Below are 18,284 nucleotides of genomic sequence, written 5' to 3'. Positions count from 1 at the left end.
ACTGACCCCGGTTTCTTTCACGGCAGCTGGCGTTCACGATGAAAACCAGGGTCAGTCCCCTGCGGGGACAGACCCTCCAGGGTTTCGCTTACTTCAACGTCCGCTCGAACAGCTGGTAGATCCGCCGATACTGGTCATACCAGCTCTCCGGCTGCACGTAGGCATGGCGCTCCAGCGGGTAGCTGGCCAGTTCCCAGTGGTCCTTCTTCAGTTCGATCAGGCGCTGCGCCATGCGTACCGAGTCCTGGTAGAACACGTTGTCGTCCACCATGCCGTGGGCGATCAGCAGGTGGCCCTTGAGGCGGTCGGCGTACTCGATCGGCGACGACACCTTGTAGGCTTCCGGATCGAGGTCCGGCGTGTTCAGGATATTGGCCGTGTAGCCGTGGTTATACGACGTCCAGTCCGTCACGGGCCGCAGCGCGGCGCCGGCCTTGAAGAGCTCCGGCTCGCGCATCAGCGCCATGAACGTCAGGAAGCCGCCGTAGCTGCCGCCGTAGATGCCCACCTTGTCGATGTCGCCCTGGTGGTTGGCCGCCAGCCAGCGCGCGCCGTCGACGTAATCCTCCAGTTCCGGATGGCCCATCTGGCGGTAGATCGCCGTGCGCCAGTCGCGCCCGTAGCCCTTCGAGGCGCGGTAGTCCATGTCCAGCACGATGTAGCCCTTCTCGACCAGCAGATTGTGGAACATCTGCTCGCGGAAGTAGACCGGGTAGCGCTTGCTGACGTTCTGCAGGTAGCCCGCGCCATGCACGAACATGACGACCGGGTACTTGCGGCCCGGCTCCAGCGTGGCGGGGCGGTACAGCTTGGCCCACACCGGTGCCGCGCCATGGGTGGAGGGCACCGCGACGATCTGCGGGGCGATCCACTCGCGCGCCTTGAATTCGGCGCTGCGGGTATCGGTCAGCTTGACGGCCTCGCCGCCGGCAGCGGGCACGATCGCCACCTGCGCCGGTACATAGGACGCCGACCAGCGCACCAGCAGGCGGCGCTGGTCGGGCGACAGCGCGAACTCCTCCACGCCGCCGTCGAGGCGCGTCACCTCGCGTACGCCGCCATCCTTCGGCGACACCGCGCAGACCTCGTATTCGCCCGGCGTGCGGCGGTTGCACATGACCCAGGCGGCCGAGCCGTCGCTGTTCCACGTCACCTGTGTCGCCTCCCACTGGCCGCTCGTGAGCGCGCGCTGGCGCCCGTCCGGACCCAGCGTGTACAGGTGCGAGTAGCCCGTCTCTTCCGACAGGAACCACAAGGTGCGGTGATCCGGCAGCCAGCCGAACTCGTTGTAGCTGTTGTTGATCCACGCCTTGTCCGTCAGCCGGTGCAGCGGTTTCAGGCGCGCGGCGGCCAGGTCGACGGCGGCGATCCAGCGGTCCTTGTTGTCGACGGCACGGATGCTGACCGCCACCTGGGCGCCGTCGCCGCTCCAGGCGATGCCGTTGCCCTCGTCGTCGTCCAGCCGTGCGGCGCGGTTGCCCTTGACGGGTTCCAGCTTGCGTGCCGCCCGCATGGCGGCCAGCGGATCGGTGGCGATGCCCGGCAACGCGTCGAGCGGGATGTCGCGCAGGGTGCCGGTGCGCAGGTCAACCAGCTTCAGCGTCTGCGCCAGCGGCAGGTTGCGGCCTACCCGTTCGCGCTGGTCGTCGAATTCCTCGTAGCCCGACTCCGTCACGTAGCGGGGCAGCTTGCCCACCCGGCCGTTCTCGCTGGCCTTGGGCGACGTCGCCAGCAGCAGCCAGCGCCCGTCCGGCGACAGCGCGCTGGCATCGATGACGATCTTCTCGCCCAGGTAGATCGGCGCGGGTGCGCGCGTGGCGTCGGCGCGCCGCTCCGCTTCCGTTTGCGCGCGGGTGGCGTCGCGCTCGTCCTTCTGGCGCTTGAGGGTTGCGATCAGGCGCAGCTGCAGGGCGCGCAGGTAGTCGTCGTCCGGGGCGGCCGCCGGGTCCTTCATCGCGCGCGGCAGTGCCAGTGGCGCCACCAGGCGCTCGGCCCTGCTCCAGCTGAACCAGTCATGACCGACGCGGAACTGGACGCTGCGACCATCGCTGGAATACTGCGGGTCGGCGGCCGCCGTCGTGTTGCGGGTGATTTGCGTCAGCGCGCCGGACTTGAGATCGCGTTCGAACAGGTCGCCGTTGCGCAGCATGACGGCACGGGTGCGCTCGCGGTTGTAGACGAGGGCGGGGGCGTCCACGTTGGCCAGCTCCGCCTCGCCGATCTTGCGGGCCGCGGGGCCGGCCACGAACGTGTCGCGCAGCGGCGAACCGGCGCGCTTCTGCTTGTAGTAGGCGCTCTTGCTGTCCCAGCTCCACCAGGCTGCTTCGACGGGTGTTCCGATCCAGTCGGGATGGGCCATGGCCTGGTCCAGGGTGACGGGCGTGACGGCGTGGGCACAGAGGGTGGGGAAGGACAGGGCGGCGGCAAGCAGGGCGGCCGGCAGCGATGGGTAGGGTGGGCGCATGCGTATCGGGTTCTTGGGCGGCCGCTCGTGACGGCCGCTGGGTGACAGAAAGCAACGGGGCATTCTAACGCAGCAATGTTGGCAACGGATCGGTGACTTGCCGCAAGATGTCGGATTTTTTTACACCCTGCTTGGCCGTTCCCTATGAAGACGTGCCTGGCACGAAGGTTGCAGCAGCCATTCCAGCCCTTGCCGGGCGTCTATAAGGGGAGAAACCATGAGACCGCAAGTCAACCATTTACAGCGCCAGCTGCTGTGCCTGCTGGCGCTGCTCGCGCTGAGCCTGCTGATGGCGCAGAGCAGCTGGGCATTCTGTCCGAAGAACGGGCTGCTGTGCCTTGTCACCGCCAAGTCCAACGGCGCGCTGACCCACCAGGACATCACGCAGCGCGGCATCGAGGAACTGGACAAGACCTACTTCGGCGTGCCCAAGCTGACCAACTCGATGCAGAAGGCACTGGACGAGATCATCGAGGCCAATGCCCGCGTCGACGAAGACCAGACCACGTCGGCCAAGCACTTCGACGGCGAAAGCGGGGCCGCCGCGCAGGCGCGCCTGGCGGAACTGAAGCAGAACGTGCTCGATGCGCTGCGCAGCGATCCGATCAACGCCCACGGCGCCCGCGAGAACCTGGGCAGCGCGCTGCACACGATCCAGGACTTCTACTCGCACAGCAACTGGGTCGAGAGCGGCAATACGGGCGCGCATCCTGGCGTGGGCCGGCCCGTCAGCCTGCCGTTCTCGGGACCGACCGAGACGGCATGCGAGGGCTTCGTGGACACGGGCAGCTTCTGCGCCAATTCGTCCATCATCGTCACGCCCAACCTGACCAGCGGCTATTACGGCGGCGAGGACCGCGTCAAGCCGGGCCCCTTCAAGTGCAGCCACGGCGGCCCGCTGGACAAGAGCTCGCCGTCCAGCGACCCGCTGGGCTACTTCCGCGAAGGGATCAACAAGGACACGCTGTACTGCGACATCTCGCCGCACAGCGGCTTCCATAACGCGGCCGCGGCGGCCGCCATCGCCGCGACGAAGCAGTACGTGGGCGACATCAAGGCCGAGATCACCGAGCCGCAACTGAAAGCGCTGCTGGGCGCCGGCCCGACGCTGGCGTTCGCCATCGATACCACGGGCAGCATGGGCAGCGTCATCGCCGGCGTGCGTTCGTCCGCCATCGACATCGTCAACTCGCGCCTGGGCACGGACGAGGAGCCGCTGCAGTACGTGCTGGCGCCGTTCAACGATCCGTCCACGGGCCCGAACGTGTCCACCAACGACGCCGTCGCCTTCAAGAACGCGATCAGCGGCCTGTATGCCGATGCCGGCGGCGATTGCCCGGAACTGTCGATGACGGGCATGTACAACGGCCTGTCGCTGTCGAACCCCAGCGGCAACCTGTTCATGTACACGGATGCCTCGGCGGCGGACGCGGGCCTGGCCAGCGCCGTCATCGGCCTGGCGAAATCGAAGGAGATCAAGGTGTTCCCGATCCTGTTCGGCAGCTGCTCGCCGATCGAACCGGGCTACCTGCGCGTGGCCGCCGAAACGGGCGGCCAGCCGTTCCTGCTGTACCGCTCCGAGGCGGCTGCCGTCACCCAGCTGGCCGACCTGGTGGCCCGCAACAACGCCCTGCAGGTGCTGTCCGTTGCCGATACCTTCGCCACGGCGAAGACCTATGAGTTGCCGGTGGACGCCTCGATGACCCGCCTGACGGTCTCCGTCAGCGGCATCAACCCGGCGGTGCCGACCGTGCAGCTGGTCCGGCCGGACGGTACGGTCATCAATTCCGCCAACGCTTCCACCTACCTCACGTTGACGAGCGGCGTCATCATCTCGGTCGACGCGCCGCAGCGCGGCCGCTGGAAACTGACGGTTTCCGGTTCGACCGAGACGCTGTACGTGAACGTCTCCGGCACCGGCTCGCTGGCGCTGGCATCGTTCAACCTGGCCAAGATCGGCGGCCAGGCGCCGCACCAGGGCCTGTTCAAGCTCGATGGCGAACCGGCGCCGAACCAGTCCGTGTACGGCGTGGCGGCCCTGACGCCGGGTGCGGCCACCGCGCAGTTCATCATGCGCACGAAGGCCTACGCGGACATCGCCCCGATCGCGATGGAGCGCGACGGCACCGACGGCGGCAAGTACTTCGGCCAGTTCGCCGTGCCGACCCAGCCGTTCCTGCTGTACGTGACGGGCAACGACAGCACCGGCGCGCCGTACCAGCGGGTGTTCAGCATGTCCGTCACGCCGCAGGGCGTCTCCGTCATCGCGCCGCCGGCGCAGGACCTGCGCCCCGGCGTGCCCGCCACGATGGTGTTCCAGGTGCGTAACGACGGCGTCGACGACACGTTCGGCGTCACCGCCACCGACGACCTGCACTACATCACCGGCGTGGCGCCGTCGTCGCTGACCTTGCGGTCCGGCGAGACCGCCAACGTCATCGTCAGCCTGACGCCGCCGGCCGGCGCCAGCGCGGGCAGCGCCGATACCATCACGGCCGCGGTACAGAGCACCACCAATCCGGCTTCGCGCAACAGCGCCTCCGTGACCAATTTCGTCACCGGCGCCGTGGCGGTACCGGGCAAGCCGAGCTTCATTGCCCAGGTGCTGGGCCAGGAGACGCTCGCCCCCGGCGTGATCGGCGTGGACCTGCGCTTCACCAACGCGGGTCCCGGCACGGCGCGCGCCATGACGATCGGCTCGATCCGGCCGCGCACGCTGGCCGGCACGGGCACCGTGACGTTGAACGCGGCGCTGTCGCCGGCGCTGCCGTTCGTCACGCCGAACGTGGACGTGGGCGGCTACTTCAACGTGCGCCTGACCTTCAACGTGCCCGCCACCGTGCAGCGCTTTTCCATCACCGAGGGCGGCGTCGTGAGCGACATCGACGGGGCGCCGTACAGCCTGTCGCACGCGCAGTCCCTCATCGCCCGCTGAGCGTGGCGTCATCAAAGGAGAATCAGCAATGAAACCGACTCACTACTTCAACCGGCTGCGCGGCGGGATCGCGGCGGCCGGCATCGCGGCGGCGATGCTGCTGGCACCGCTGGTACAGGCCGCCCCCTTCACGTTCACGTTCTCGACCCTGCCGGGCGGCGGTGTCCTGACGGGCAATGCCGGCCAGCTGGTCGGCTGGGGCTACAGCCTGACCAATACCGACACCGCCAACTGGTTCGTGCCCACCGAGCTGTCGGCATCGTCCATCGCCCTCGGCACGATGGACGGCGCCTACTTCGACTTCCCGGTGCTGGCGCCGGGCGCGACGCAGTCCGCCGCGTTCGACGCCGCCCTGCTGGCGGGCCTGTACGGTATCGAGATCGATGCCGCGGCGGCGCTGGGGCAGAGCGAGAGCGGCCTGTTTACGCTGGCGGGCGAATGGTGGAGCGGCGATCCGCTGGCGGGCGGGATCTTCCTGCAGGCCGGCGAGGCCGTCGTGACGCCGTTCACGGTGCAGGTCGGCGCCACGGCCGTGCCGTTGCCCGGCACGGCGGCGCTGTTCGCCATCGGGATGCTAGGGCTGCTGGCCGCGCGCCGGCGCGCCCAGCTCCGGTAACGCGGCCAGCCACGCCGCCAGGTCGGCGGCGGCGGCGGGAGACGGGGCGGCGGGCCGGATGTCCAGGTAGCGTCCCGGCCCCGTTCGGCCCAGCAGGCGGAACGACTTGCCGTGCAGCGTGCGGGCACCGTACTGCAGCACGGCCAGGTTGCTGCCGCCGCCTGGCGCCGGCGCCACGTGCACGATGAACGTGGCCCGGTAGTCGTTGCCGTCCTGCGGCCAGAAATGGTCGCTGGCCGGCAGGATGACGAGGTCGTGGCGCCGCTGCGCCGGCGGCAGCGCCAGCCATGCAGACAGCGTCGGCAGCGGCGCTTCGCCGCGCAGCTCGGCATCGGGTGGGAACAGGGGATAGGTCATGCCATAGGCCTGGCGATAGCGGCGGGCCAGCGCAGTTCCTGGGGGCAGGCGGCCGACGCCGGCCAGGATCGCGGCAGTGGCCCGCTCGGGCGCCAGCGCCGTGTGCAGCCGCGCGGCAGGCGGGATGTTTGCCAGCAGGATTTCGGTAGCGGCGGCAGCCTGCGCGGCACCGCACAGCAGCGCGGCGGCAAGGGAAGTCAGGCGCGCGCCGGCCACGTCTTCAGCACGGGCGCATCAGCGTGCGCACCGTCTCGTTCAGCGTTTCCATGTTGACGGGCTTGGTCAGGTGGCGGTTGAAGCCGGCCGCCATGGCGCCCGCGCGATCCTTGTCCTGGCCGTAACCGGTCAGGGCGACAAGGATGGTCTTCTGCAACTGGGGATAGCCGCGCATCTTTTCCGCCACTTCCACGCCGCTCATGTCGGGCAGGCCGATATCGAGGAAGATGACGTCCGGCGCCAGGCGCAGCGCGCACTCGATCGCGCCGGCGCCGTCGTGCGCCATGTGCACTTCATGACCGGCGAACTGCAGCAGCGCGCAGACGATTTCAGCCGAGTCCTGGTTGTCGTCCACCACGAGGATGCGGTAGACGTCGGCGCGCCTGGCCGGTTCGTTCGCGACCTGTTCCGGCGCGGCGGCCTGCGCCGTGGCCGGCAGCGTGGGCAGCCGGACCTCGAACGTGGCGCCTTCGCCGAGGCCGCGACTGTCGGCATGCACTTCGCCGCCATGCAGGTTGACGAGCGTGCGCACCAGCGACAGGCCGATGCCGAGACCGTCCTGCACGCGGTCGGGCGAGTGGCCCGCCTGGGCGAACAGGTCGAAGATCGAGCCGGCTTCGGCCGGATCGATGCCGATGCCGTTGTCGGTGACGCGGATGACGGCCTGGCCGCCTTCCAGCGCGGCGCTGAGGGCGACGCGGCCGCCGGGCGGCGTGAACTTGGCCGCGTTGTTGAGGAGGTTGCCCACGATCTGGGCCAGGCGCACGCTGTCGCCATCGATCCAGATCTCCTGCTCCGGCAGCTGCACCGTCAGCACGTGCTGGCGGCTCGCCATGTTCGGCTCGGCCGTCTCGACGGCGGTGCGCAGCAGGGCGCACAGTTCCAGCGGTGCGCGGCGCAGGGCGATCTTGCCCTGCGAGATGCGCGACACGTCCAGCAGGTCGTCCACCAGCCGGACCATGTGGTCGGTCTGGCGCAGGATGACGCGGCGGGCGTTTTCCTGGGCGGGGGAGGCATGCGGATCAAGGCTGCGCAGCAGCTCGACGGCGTTGCGGATCGGCCCCAGCGGGTTGCGCAGCTCGTGCGCGAGGATCGCCAGGAACTCGTCCTTGCGGCGGTCCATGTCGCGCAGCTCCCGTTCGACCCGGCCCAGGCGCAGCAGCGCCCGCACGTTGGCCACCAGCTCTTCCGGTTCGATGGGCTCGAACAGGTAGTTGTCGGCACCGCTGTCCAGCGCCCGCACCTTGTCGGGCGACGACAGGTACGACGCCGACGTCTGCAGCACCAGCACGGGCGCCGTGTGCGGGTCCTGCTTGAGCTGGCGGCACACCTCGAAGCCGTTGATGTCCGGCAGCTTGGTGTCCAGCAGCACCAGGTCCGGCGCCTCCGTGTGCGCCTTTTCCAGCGCCTCCGTGCCGCTGCCCGCTTCGGTCACCCGGAAGCCCGCCCGCTGCAGGATGCGCGTCTTGGCGTAACGGGCCGCATCGGTGTCATCGACGTTCAGGATCAGGGGTGGGGGCGCGGTTACCTTCATGATTTCTCTAGTGTACATGACACAGTGCGTTCAATTGTGCCAGCAGTTCTTCCCGTGCGACAGGCTTCGCCAGGTAGGCTTCGGCTCCCAGCGAGAACGCCTTCTGGCGGTCGGCGACTTCGGAGGCGATGATGACGGGCACGTGCTTGCGCCGCTCGTCGTTCTTCGTCTGCGCCAGCCAGCGCCAACTGTCCTCGCCGTGCAGGTACAGGTCGAGGATGACGGCGGCCGGCGCTTGCGCGGCCCACGCCTGTTCCGCTTCCCACACGCTGCGCGCGCAGACGGCGCGGTAGGGGGTGTTGCGGAAGAAGCTGCGGTACAACATCATCGTCGAACGGTCGTCCTCCACCACCAGGACGGGGATGCCGGTCGTGTCGGCCGGCGCCAGCGTGCCGCGGAACGCCAGCGGATCGGGCATCGTGTCGTAGGCGGCGGGGATCAATGCGGAGAACGTCGAGCCCTGGCCCGGCGTGCTGCGCAGCGTGACGGAGCCGCCCAGCAGTCCGGCCAGGCGGCGGCACAGGGGCAGGCCCAGGCCCGTCCCCTTGACCTTGTGCTGCAGCCGGTTCTCCACCTGGGAGAATTCCTCGAAGATGATCTGCTGGTGCTCGGGCGCGATACCGATCCCCGTGTCCTCGACGTCGAACCGCACGGCGTCGCCTTTCGGCAGCACGGTGGCGCTGACCTTGACGTAGCCGCTCTCCGTGAATTTCAGTGCGTTGGAGATGAAGTTGCGCAGGATCTGCGACAGCTTGGCCTCGTCCGTCATCATGGCGATCGGCGTCTCGGGCCCGTCGAACAGCAGCTCCACCTTGGTGCTGACCAGGAGGGGCCGCAGCATGCCGCGCAGCGCCGAGAACATGTCGCCGACCTCGAACGCGACCGGACGCACGTCGATCTTGCCCGCCTCGATCTTGGCCAGGTCCAGCAGGTCGTCCACCAGTTCCGTCAGCGACTCGGCCCCTTTCAGGATGAATTTGACCTGCTTTTCCTGCTCGGGACTGAGCTCGCCGTCGACCCGCTCGAGCAGGAGGCGCGACAGCGCCCGGATCGAGCTCAGGGGCGTGCGGAATTCATGGCTCATGTTGGACAGGAAGCGCGTCTTCATCTCGTCCGCGCGGCGCAGGTGGTCGGCCTTTTCGTCCAGCTCCGCATACAGCGCGACGACGCCGCGGTTGGTGTCCTCCAGCTCGCGCGTCAGCTGCACCAGTTCATCCTGGCGCGTCTTCAGCTCGGACAGCGTGGCCAGCAGTTCCTTGTTCTGCTGCTGCATCTCGGCCAGCGTGACGTTGGGCGAGAGGGAGGCCAGTTGCGCACCCATCGCGCCGACCGCGCCGGACGTGACCAGGGGCGCGTCGTGCGGCAGCAGCTTCTTCAGCGTGATGACGGTGCCGCCGGTACCGGAGCGAATGTCGAACTGGTCCATCAGCCGGCGCGCACCGAGGATGCCCATGCCCATGCCGGTACGCGACTGGTAGCGGCCGGACAGCACCTGCTCGAGGTTGGCGATGCCGGGACCCTGGTCCTCGATGCGGATCACCAGCAGCTGCGGCACAGTTTCGCCTTCGATGGAAAACTCGACGCGGCCGCTGGCGGCGTAGTTGTAGACATTGCGCGCCAGTTCCGAGACGGCGGTGGCGATGCGGGCCTGGTCCTGGTTGGCAAAGCCGCACAGCTGGGCGATCTGGCGCGCGCGCTGGCGCGACGCCACCACGTCCAGTTCCTCCTGCACCGCCAGGCTGAGGATGCGCAGGCTCATGCCGTCCACCCCTGGCGGTCGCGCAAGGCCAGCACCGTGACGTCGTCGCGGCCGCGCGTGAAGTCGCGGTACAACACGCCGGCGATGACGGCAGGATGCCGGCTCGTCAGGCCCGGGTAGTCGGCCAGGTTCCAGCGCGACGTCAGGCCGTCCGAATGCAGCACCAAGAGGCTATGCGCATCCCACGGGGCGGGGAACTCCTGCACCTTGCGCATATTGCTGCCGACGATGCCGTTGTGCGACACCAGCTGGCGCCGTTCGTTGGCGCCGATCAGGTGCGCGCTGATATTGCCGATGCCGGCGAACAGCAGCTCCTCGCGCAGCATGTCGATGCGCACGGCGGCGACGGCGGCGCCGCGCGTCGCGCGCAGCGCGGCATGGGTGTCCTCCAGGATCGTGCCGGCTTGCTGCTGCGCGCCGTCCATCGCTACCGAGCAGGCCAGTTCGGCCGCCTCGGCGGCCAGCGGGCCGTGGCCCAGGCCGTCGGCGACCAGCACGGTGGCGCTGGTGGCGTCGCTGGCCAGCGCCCAGCTGTCGCCTGGCACGTCCTCGCCCCGCATCGGCAGGCACACGACACCGCAGTGCAGCGCGCGCGGCGCCCGCTCGGTCCCGCGCTGCCACAGTGTCATCATCAGCACGGTGCCCTTGCCGGGTGCGCTCCAGATGTCGAACTCGCAGGCCAGGCGCTGCATGGCACCCATGCCCACGCCGTAGCTGCCCGCCGTGGACGTGCCGTCGGCCATGCTGGCAGCCAGGCTGGCGATACCGGGACCACGGTCCAGCGCCAGGATCTCGACGCCGACGGCCGTACCGCTGCGCAGGGGCCGCAGCAGGATCTCGCCTTCGCCGGCGTGCTTCAGTACATTGGTGGCCGCTTCGCTGACGGCGATGGCCACTTCCCCTGCGTCCGTCTCGTCGAAGCCCAGGCGCATGCACAGGTCGGCCGCCGCGCGGCGCACCGAGCCGACCTGGCTGGCATCGGCCAGGGGATGACAGGTTTGCCTGCCCTGTGCCGCTAGAACGGTTTCCACTTGCTGATCTTTACTGTGGTGCCCTGGCCGGGAGCCGATTCGATGTCGAATTCATCCGCCAGGCGCTTGGCGCCGGACAGGCCGAGGCCCATGCCGCCGCCGGTGGTGAAACCATCGGTGAGTGCCTGCTTCAGGTCCGCGATGCCGGGACCCTGGTCGATGAAGGCCAGGCCGATACCCTGGCGCATGCCGTTCGCCAGCTTCACCATGTGTGCTTCGCCGCCGCCGCCGTAGCGCAGCGTGTTGCGGGCCAGCTCGCTGGCCGCCGTGATCATCTTGGTCTGGTCGATCAGGCTGAATCCGGCGGCGATCATCTGTTCGCGCACGGATTGGCGCAGCCGCACCACGTCCTCGTCGGACCGGATCGGCAGCACCAGTGCGTCGACGTCGTTATTGCTCAAGGAAGCCGCCTTTCGATGAGGTTAGTCCGCCTGCCGCTGGAGCAGGGCTACGCCTTTTTCCACGTTCAGTGCCGTTTGCACGCCGTGCAGCGTCAGGCCCAGTTCCACCAGCGTGATGGCGACGGCAGGCTGCATGCCGACCAGCACCGTGCGCGCGTCGAGCACGCGCGCCATCGCCGCGGTGTTGCTGATCATCCGGCCGATGAACGAGTCGACGATGTCCAGCGCCGAGATGTCGATCAGCACGCCGCGGGCGCGGTCCTTGACGATGCGCCCGGTCAGGTCGTCCTGCAAGGTCATGGCCAGCCGGTCGTGCATGTCGACCTGGATGGTGACCAGCAGCAGGTCACCCATCTTCAGAATGGGAATGCGTTCCATGCGGGCCTCAGGCTGCCTTGTCGGTGCGGGTGACCGTCGCGCCGACGCGCTTCAGGGCCACCAGGAACGCATCGGCCAGGGTGGCCTTGGTCGTCACGTCTTCCAGGTTCACGCCCAGGTGCACGATGGTCTGCGCGATCTGCGGGCGGATGCCGCTGATGATGCAGTCCGCGCCCATCAGGCGTGCGGCAGCGACGGTTTTCAGCAGGTGCTGGGCGACCAGCGTGTCGACGGTCGGTACGCCCGTGATGTCGATGATGGCGATCGAGGCGCCCGTCTCGATGATCTTCTGCAGCAGATTTTCCATCACCACCTGGGTGCGGGCGCTGTCCAGGGTGCCGATCAGCGGCAGGGCCAGCACGTCCTTCCACAGCTGCACGACGGGCGTGGACAGCTCCAGCAGTTCCTGCTGCTGGCGCATGATGACGTTCTCGCGGCTGCGCTGGTATTCCTCGACGGTGTACAGGCCCATGCGGTCGAACAGCCGGCCCGTGTCCGTCAGTTCGGCGGTCAGCGCCGCGGGATCGGCGGCCAGGGTGCTGCGCAGCAGCGCAAACAGGGGCTCCTTCAGCGCGAAGATGAAGGTGGCCGTCTCGGTCGGCGAGAAGCCCTGGCGCACGCGCGCGGCCGACATCTCTGCCAGCTGCGCGCGCACGTCGGCAAAGGCGGGGCTGTCGAAATCGTAGGCCTGGCCTTTTTCGATGGCCTTCACCACGAGGGGGATGAAGCGGGTCGCATGCTGGCGGATATCGGCTTCGGCCGTCTTGTCGCGGCGGACCATGCGCGACAGCATGCCGCCCAGCCACTCTTCCAGCAGGGACTCCTGATTGTCGTTGAGGATTTTGGCCAGGTGGCCGGTCATTGCCATGCTCATACGGTCTCCAGCGAAGAGGGAAATTTACAGTGAACGAGCAAGTGTATCAGGTCGGAATGGCAACGATAGAGACGATTGGAAATATTTCCTTTCAATTCAGAAGCGATGGTACTTTGGTAACGCTACCGTGGCGCGGCAGCGTCAATCGCGCCGTTGGAAGAACAGCGCGCGGTGCAGCGCGGCCAGTTCGTCCGGGTCGAACTTCGGCTGGCGATCGTAGGTCAAGAGGCCATTCTGCTCGTGCTCGACGTCGATCAGCTGGGTGTAGCAGATACCGGCCAGCGCCGTCAGGCCGGCGATGCCTTCCATCAGGTCGCGGTAGCGCAGCCAAAGCTCGGCTGTCGTGCTGGCGTTGCCGTAGTAGTCGAACAGGCGGTCGCGCTCGGCTTCCGGCACGCCGGCCGGCTGCATCAGGAAGCCGCCCACTTCGCTCAGCACGATCGGCTGGCCGCGGTAGCTGCCGCCGGGCAGGAACAGGGGCTTGTCCTTGTACCAGCCCTTGGCGGGCGGCTGGCCGGTCTGCTGGGTGCCGGCGTAGCGCGCTACCAGCTTGTCGGCCGGCTGCGAATAGTCGTGGATCGAGCAGACGTCGGTCAGGTTGGTGTGCTCCCAGCCGTCGTTGTCGATGACGTCGCGGGTGGGGTCGAGCCGGCGGGTACGCATTACAAGCCGCTCGAGGAAGGCCTGCTGGCTGGCGTGGCGCCGCAAGGCCGGGAAGCCGAAGCTCTCGACCACGGGCACCCAGGCCACGATGGACGGGTGGTTGACGTCGCGCGCGACGGCCCGCTCCCATTCGGCCAGCAGGGCTTCCTCCGCGTCGAGCGACCAGTTGCGGGCGTTCGGCATCTCCTCCCACACCAGGAGGCCCAGGCGGTCGCACCAGTACAGCCAGCGCGGCGCCTCGATCTTCTGGTGCTTGCGCACGCCGTTGAAACCGAGCCGCTTGATCCACTCGACGTCCGCGCGCAGCGCTTCGTCCGACGGCGGCGCCAGCAGCGTATCGGGCCAGTAGCCCTGGTCCAGCACCATCAGCAGGAAGGTCTTCCGCCCGTTCAGGTGGAAGTGCGCGTCGCGCGCCTCGAAGCTGCGCAGGCCCGCATAGGCCAGCACGGTGTCGAGCGTGACGCCATCGCGCACCAGGCGCAGGCGCAGGCCGTACAGGTGTGGGTCGTCCGTCGACCAGGGGCGGGCGCCCTCGATGGACACACGCAGCGTGGCACTGGCGCGGGCAGCGGCGCTGCTGGCATGGGCAATGACGGGCGCATGCTCGTCCAGGGAGGCCAGCACGTCCAGTTCCACCGTCCAGCCGCCGGCCGGCGCGTGCAGTTGCACCTCCAGCGCCAGCGTGCCGTCCGGATCGGCGCCGACGATGCGCATCGCGTCCAGGCGCATGGCCGGCACGCGCTCGAGCCAGACCGTCTGCCAGATCCCGGTCGTGCAGTAGTAGTAGATGCGCACCGGCTGGCCGGAGGACGACTGCTTGCCGCGCGGCTGGCAGGGGTCCTGGCGGTCTTCCACGCGCAGGGTGACGCGGTTGCCGCCGTCGCGCAGGAAGGGCGCGATATTGAACGAGAAGGGCACGTGGCCGCCCCGGTTGCGCCCTGCCAGCCGGCCGTTGATCCATACCTCGGCGACGTAGTCGACGGCGCCGAAGTGCAGCAGCAGGTCGTGCCCGTCCTCGCGCCAGCCGGGCGGCGCGTCGAACGTCCGGCTGTACCAGACGACTTCATGGATGTCCTTCGTGCCCAGCCCGGAGCGTTCGCTCTGGTAGGGGAAGGGCACTTCGATGGTCAGCGGCAGGGCGCGGCCATCGTGCCAGCCTTCGCGCTTGCCGATGTCGGCGTCGTCGAAGGCGAATTCCCAGGTGCCGTCCAGGCTCAGCCAGGAATCGCGGCGCCACTGGGGGCGGGGGTGCAGGTCGTGGTCGGGGGAAGTCATGACGGGCATCTTAGCGAAGCTTTTTCGCGCGTGACGCAACGGTGAAACGTCGTGACGAACGAGGCGCCGGGCGTCGCATTACTTCACGAATAAATAGAATTGCTTGCAAGATATTGGTAGAATTACACTCCCTGCTCATCTATTTGCTGAGTTGCAATTTTTATAACCCTCCGGCCGCGACGCGTGGCTGAACAGGCACTATCAAACCCCCGTATGTCCATCCGCCTCCCCTTTGCCAATCTGCTGGACGACCGGCAACACCGCCGCATCCTGCGCCTGTCGTTCCCCAACCAGGACGGCCCGTCCGCGCGGTTCCTCGTCAACGCGCTGGAGGCCACCGAAGGGGTCTCGCGCGACTTCGACTATGCGGTCGAACTGTTGTCGGACGATCCCAATGTGCCGTTGAAGGACATGATGGGCAAGCTGCTCAGCGTGGAACTGGTGCGCGGCGACGGCACGCTGCGCTACTTCAGCGGCTACGTGTTCGGCTTCCGCTGCAAGCGCTCCGATGGCGCCGTCACGTTCTATGAAGCGCGACTGGGGCCGTGGGTGCGCTACCTGAGCCTGCGCAAGGACAGCTATCTGTTCCACGGCATGACGCTGCGCGACCAGACCGCCAGCATCTTCGGCGACTATGCGCCGCATGCCAACTGGGAATGGCGCGTGGCGGGCGAGGACCCGGCCTGGACTGACGCCTGCCAGTTCGAGGAAACCGACTTCAATTACCTGAGCCGGCGCTGGGAAGCGGCCGGCTACCACTATTGGTACGAGCATACCGCCAGCGGACACCAGATCGTCATCGCCGGCTGGTCGATCACTTCGCCTACGATCCGTTCGGCGCCGCCGGCGGGGCGACGGACAGCCAGTTCCTGATCCTGTCGGTGCACCATTCGGCGACCAATAACTACCTGCAACTGGGCGAGGGGCTGCCGCACTACCGCAATCGCCTCACCTGCACGCGCCGCAACGTGCCATGGCGCCCGGGCCGGGGCTTCAACAGCAAGGAGACCCGGATCCTCGCGCCGCAGACCGCCACGGTGGTAGGCCCGGCGGGCCCGGACAGCATCCATACCGACGAATACGGGCGGGTCCGCGTGCAGTTCCACTGGGACCGCGTCGGCATACGCGACGAGCGCAGCTCGGCGTGGGTACGCGTGACAACGCAGTGGGCCGGCGGCGAACTGGGCGCGGCCTCGATTCCGCGCGTGGGCTCGGAAGTACTGGTGCAGTGGCTGGGCGGGAATCCCGACCGGCCGATCATCACGGGCGGCGTGCACAACGCGCACCATATGCCGCCGTGGGAGCTGCCGGGCCAGCAGGCGTTGATGGGCCTGCGCAGCCGCGAGTTGGCACCCGGCGGCGGCAATGCCGCGGGCGGTCGCAGCAACCACCTGATCCTGGACGACACCAACGCGGGCATCCAGGCCCAGTTGAAGAGCGATCACGCCTGCAGCCAGGTCTCCCTGGGCAATATCGCCCGCATCGACGATACGCGCGGCCGCAAGGAAGCGCGCGGCGAGGGTTGGGAGATCGCCACCGACGCCTGGGGCGTCGCGCGCGCCGCCAAGGGCATGCTGATCACCACCGAGCCGGGGCAGGGCGGCAGCAAGGCTGTCAAGGAGATGAGCCAGGCCAGCGCGCGCTTGAGCGCCGCCAGCGAGGAACAGGACGCGCAGGCCGAGCTGGCCGAACATTTTGGCGCCCACGAGAAGGCCGGCCTGCAGGGCGACGTTGCCCAGGCCATCCATGCGCAGAACAGCGCCATCAAGGGAGACGGCGGCCGCTTCCCCGAGCTGGCCGAACCGCAGCTGGTGCTGGCCGGTGCCGCCGGCATCGCCATGACGAGCGGGAAGTCGACGCATATCGCCAGTACCGACCACGCCGCACTGACGACCGGCAAGAGCCTGTCGCTGTCGGCGGGCCACAGCCTGTTCGCCAACGTGCGCCAGGCCTTCCGCCTGTTCGTCCACAAGGCCGGCATGAAGCTGATCGCCGCGGCCGGCGACATCGACGTCAAGGCGCTGAACGACAGCATCAACCTGCTGGCGAAGCTCAATATCACGCAGACCGCCAACAAGATCGTCATCAGCGCCAAGGAAGAGGTGCTGATCAGCGGGGCGGGCAGCTATGTCAAATTCTCCGCGGCCGGCATCGAGCACGGCACCGACGGCGAGGCCACCGTGCATGCCGCCAGCCACGCCGCCGTTGGCCCGCAAAGCATCGACGTGGTGCAGCAGAAGATCTTCGAGGAAGCCGTGCCGCGCAAGTACAGCCAGCAGGTGCTGGTGGACACGGCGCTGTGGCAGTTGCCGGATGGCGCCCGCAAGGTCGCCTACAAGTTCATCTCCGAAGCCGACACGGTGCTGGGCAGCGGCACGCTCGATGGCGAAGGCAAGTCGGCGCGATTGTTTACCGACACCGCGCAGGCAGCCATCGTCGAACTCGACGTCAACATGGGCAAGTGGCTGCAGCTCGTCACCGAGCGCCATGACGACATCGACGTCGCCCCGACCACGGCCGAGATCGTGTTCGACTACGACGACCATGAGGACGACCCGGTTGTGGCGAGCGACGACGACGAGGACGATCCGGACCTCAGCAAATACGACATTACCGCGTGATCGATCACGCATCATTATTGGAAGACGCATCATGAAATACCTGTCCACCGCCATTGGCGCCGCGCTGCTGACTGCAGGCGTGGCGTCGTTTGCGCGAGGTGCTCCGGTCGTTCTGACCAAGCCAGGCGCGACCTTTGTTCAGCAAATGCAAATGGGGCCTGACGGGCTGCTCTGCATCGTTGGCCACGTCATCGATCCGGATGGCGACCTGCAGCCACGCGGCACAGCAATTCTGTTCAACACAAAAACGAATAAGGTACTGTGGCAGCAGACGGTCGATGCACCGGACGATTCGGCAGCCAACCGGTTCGTCGCTTGCCGCTCGGATGGCAAAACCACTTATGTCGGGGCCAATGTCGATACGCACTCTCAGCGCTCCCTGGCCCAGTCACTTGCTTACGTCTACCAGTTTGACGAAAAAGGTAAGATAACCGCTCGCAAGGAGCTCGTGACGGGCGCAAGCAATTCGTTCGTGTATGACTTGGATGTAGACGGAAAGGCCGTCAGCGTCATCGGCAAGGCCAACGACACCAAGGCCGATCGCGATGTCAACGGGATCTTCTTCGCCAGCCTGGACCGGGGATTGAAGAAGGCCACGTTCACGCAGTTGCCCACGGGTGCCTTCCGCAACGACGCCGTCGTGCGACTCGCTGGCAATACCGCTTTGTTGGGCGGTAGCTTCTCGCCTGCCGCGGTACCAAAAGACGACGTGCCGCAAGACTACGCCGTCTCGCGCATCGTTGGCGGTAAATACCAATTCAGTGTCCGTCCGCAAAAAGCCAGGCCACGGGATGTAGCCACGACCATTACAGCGGCGCATGAGATTGTGTCGCTGGGCGCGCCCGGCAAGACGACCACGCTGACGGTCGTCGGTGCCGACGGCAAGATTCGCGATACGCGGGAGGTCCGCAGTCAGTTCTGCATGACTAGCGCGATGAGCGGTAATGACAATAGCCTATATGCCATCCGCTCGTCATGCGCCCGCTCGCAAGATACGCCGAAGCTCGTGCAGATCGACCGCAAGACAGGTATCGAGACCGTGGTCACGGGCATCAGCGGGGAGCCTGTAAAAGTACTTGTGGTCGGTGACGTAGCGCTGGTGGTGACGGAAAAATCCGATGGAAGTCTGCAGTTGCAGGTAGTCGGCAAGGGAGCGTGAA

General features: G+C 67.5%; 14 protein-coding genes. 5 read left to right on the top strand and 9 right to left on the bottom strand.

The features are described from left to right. Window positions 1-88: 88 nt before the first annotated feature. Window positions 89-2,464 carry a S9 family peptidase gene (locus tag PX653_RS15315; protein ID WP_277413635.1) on the bottom strand — a complete coding sequence of 792 codons (2,376 nt, stop codon included), beginning with the start codon at window positions 2,462-2,464 and terminating at the stop codon, window positions 89-91. A gap of 217 nt (window positions 2,465-2,681) precedes the next feature. Between PX653_RS15315 and PX653_RS15310 the strand changes: the two genes are divergently transcribed. After that, window positions 2,682-5,399, top strand: a complete 2,718-nt coding sequence (locus tag PX653_RS15310; RefSeq protein ID WP_277413634.1) for a hypothetical protein — start codon at window positions 2,682-2,684, stop codon at window positions 5,397-5,399. Between the two features lie 28 nt (window positions 5,400-5,427). After that, the gene (locus PX653_RS15305) at window positions 5,428-6,015 is read left to right on the top strand and encodes a PEP-CTERM sorting domain-containing protein (RefSeq protein ID WP_277413633.1); all 588 of its coding nucleotides are present in this window, start codon (window positions 5,428-5,430) and stop codon (window positions 6,013-6,015) included. On the opposite strand, the gene PX653_RS15300 is transcribed toward PX653_RS15305, so the two are convergent. From PX653_RS15300 to PX653_RS15265, 8 genes are all read right to left on the bottom strand, one after another. Further along, the gene (locus PX653_RS15300) at window positions 5,974-6,588 is read right to left on the bottom strand and encodes a hypothetical protein (protein WP_277413632.1); all 615 of its coding nucleotides are present in this window, start codon (window positions 6,586-6,588) and stop codon (window positions 5,974-5,976) included. The two genes, PX653_RS15305 and PX653_RS15300, sit on opposite strands and share 42 nt — an antisense overlap. Window positions 6,589-6,592: 4 nt before the next feature. Then, on the bottom strand, window positions 6,593-8,122 hold the full coding sequence (locus tag PX653_RS15295) for an ATP-binding response regulator (RefSeq protein ID WP_277413631.1): 1,530 nt from the start codon (window positions 8,120-8,122) through the stop codon (window positions 6,593-6,595). Between the two features lie 7 nt (window positions 8,123-8,129). Further along, a complete protein-coding gene (locus PX653_RS15290) occupies window positions 8,130-9,881 on the bottom strand; it encodes an ATP-binding protein (protein WP_277413630.1) in 1,752 nt (583 codons plus the stop codon). Further along, window positions 9,878-10,912 (bottom strand): ATP-binding SpoIIE family protein phosphatase, encoded by a 1,035-nt coding sequence (locus PX653_RS15285; protein ID WP_277413629.1) that lies wholly within the window; start codon window positions 10,910-10,912, stop codon window positions 9,878-9,880. The genes PX653_RS15290 and PX653_RS15285 overlap by 4 nt, the downstream gene beginning before the upstream one ends. After that, complete coding sequence (locus PX653_RS15280) at window positions 10,897-11,313, bottom strand: ATP-binding protein (RefSeq protein ID WP_277413628.1); 417 nt, start codon at window positions 11,311-11,313, stop codon at window positions 10,897-10,899. The genes PX653_RS15285 and PX653_RS15280 overlap by 16 nt, the downstream gene beginning before the upstream one ends. 21 nt (window positions 11,314-11,334) lie before the next feature. Next, a complete protein-coding gene (locus PX653_RS15275) occupies window positions 11,335-11,691 on the bottom strand; it encodes an STAS domain-containing protein (protein ID WP_277413627.1) in 357 nt (118 codons plus the stop codon). A gap of 7 nt (window positions 11,692-11,698) precedes the next feature. Further along, complete coding sequence (locus tag PX653_RS15270; protein WP_277413626.1) at window positions 11,699-12,565, bottom strand: STAS domain-containing protein; 867 nt, start codon at window positions 12,563-12,565, stop codon at window positions 11,699-11,701. 141 nt (window positions 12,566-12,706) lie between these two features. Beyond that, window positions 12,707-14,503, bottom strand: a complete 1,797-nt coding sequence (locus PX653_RS15265) for a glycoside hydrolase family 2 protein (RefSeq protein ID WP_277413625.1) — start codon at window positions 14,501-14,503, stop codon at window positions 12,707-12,709. 213 nt (window positions 14,504-14,716) lie between these two features. On the opposite strand from PX653_RS15265, the gene vgrG reads away from it, so the two are divergent. Genes vgrG through PX653_RS15250 form a run of 3 tightly spaced genes read left to right on the top strand, consistent with a single transcriptional unit; the run spans window position 14,717 to window position 18,283 of the window. Then, on the top strand, window positions 14,717-15,376 hold the full coding sequence (gene vgrG / locus PX653_RS15260) for a type VI secretion system Vgr family protein (RefSeq protein WP_277413624.1): 660 nt from the start codon (window positions 14,717-14,719) through the stop codon (window positions 15,374-15,376). Further along, complete coding sequence (locus PX653_RS15255; RefSeq protein ID WP_277413623.1) at window positions 15,265-17,124, top strand: type VI secretion system Vgr family protein; 1,860 nt, start codon at window positions 15,265-15,267, stop codon at window positions 17,122-17,124. Before vgrG ends, PX653_RS15255 begins: the two co-directional genes overlap by 112 nt. A 31-nt stretch (window positions 17,125-17,155) precedes the next feature. Further along, a complete protein-coding gene (locus tag PX653_RS15250; RefSeq protein ID WP_277413622.1) occupies window positions 17,156-18,283 on the top strand; it encodes a hypothetical protein in 1,128 nt (375 codons plus the stop codon). The last annotated feature ends 1 nt before the right edge of the window (window position 18,284 follow it).

The sequence above is a fragment of the Pseudoduganella chitinolytica genome (genome assembly GCF_029028125.1).
Lineage (GTDB): Bacteria > Pseudomonadota > Gammaproteobacteria > Burkholderiales > Burkholderiaceae_D > Rugamonas > Rugamonas chitinolytica.
The sequence above is the reverse complement of the archived record's forward strand: the minus strand, read 5'-3'. Positions and strand labels throughout refer to the sequence as shown.

What these genes read in the sequence shown, in the direction of transcription:
- PX653_RS15315 (WP_277413635.1), bottom strand. Translation starts at nt 2,464, where the DNA reads ATGCGCCCACCCTACCCATCGCTGCCGGCCGCCCTGCTTGCCGCCGCC.
- PX653_RS15310 (WP_277413634.1), top strand. Translation starts at nt 2,682, where the DNA reads ATGAGACCGCAAGTCAACCATTTACAGCGCCAGCTGCTGTGCCTGCTG.
- PX653_RS15305 (WP_277413633.1), top strand. Translation starts at nt 5,428, where the DNA reads ATGAAACCGACTCACTACTTCAACCGGCTGCGCGGCGGGATCGCGGCG.
- PX653_RS15295 (WP_277413631.1), bottom strand. Translation starts at nt 8,122, where the DNA reads ATGAAGGTAACCGCGCCCCCACCCCTGATCCTGAACGTCGATGACACC.
- PX653_RS15290 (WP_277413630.1), bottom strand. Translation starts at nt 9,881, where the DNA reads ATGAGCCTGCGCATCCTCAGCCTGGCGGTGCAGGAGGAACTGGACGTG.
- PX653_RS15275 (WP_277413627.1), bottom strand. Translation starts at nt 11,691, where the DNA reads ATGGAACGCATTCCCATTCTGAAGATGGGTGACCTGCTGCTGGTCACC.
- PX653_RS15270 (WP_277413626.1), bottom strand. Translation starts at nt 12,565, where the DNA reads ATGAGCATGGCAATGACCGGCCACCTGGCCAAAATCCTCAACGACAAT.
- PX653_RS15265 (WP_277413625.1), bottom strand. Translation starts at nt 14,503, where the DNA reads ATGACTTCCCCCGACCACGACCTGCACCCCCGCCCCCAGTGGCGCCGC.
- vgrG (WP_277413624.1), top strand. Translation starts at nt 14,717, where the DNA reads ATGTCCATCCGCCTCCCCTTTGCCAATCTGCTGGACGACCGGCAACAC.
- PX653_RS15250 (WP_277413622.1), top strand. Translation starts at nt 17,156, where the DNA reads ATGAAATACCTGTCCACCGCCATTGGCGCCGCGCTGCTGACTGCAGGC.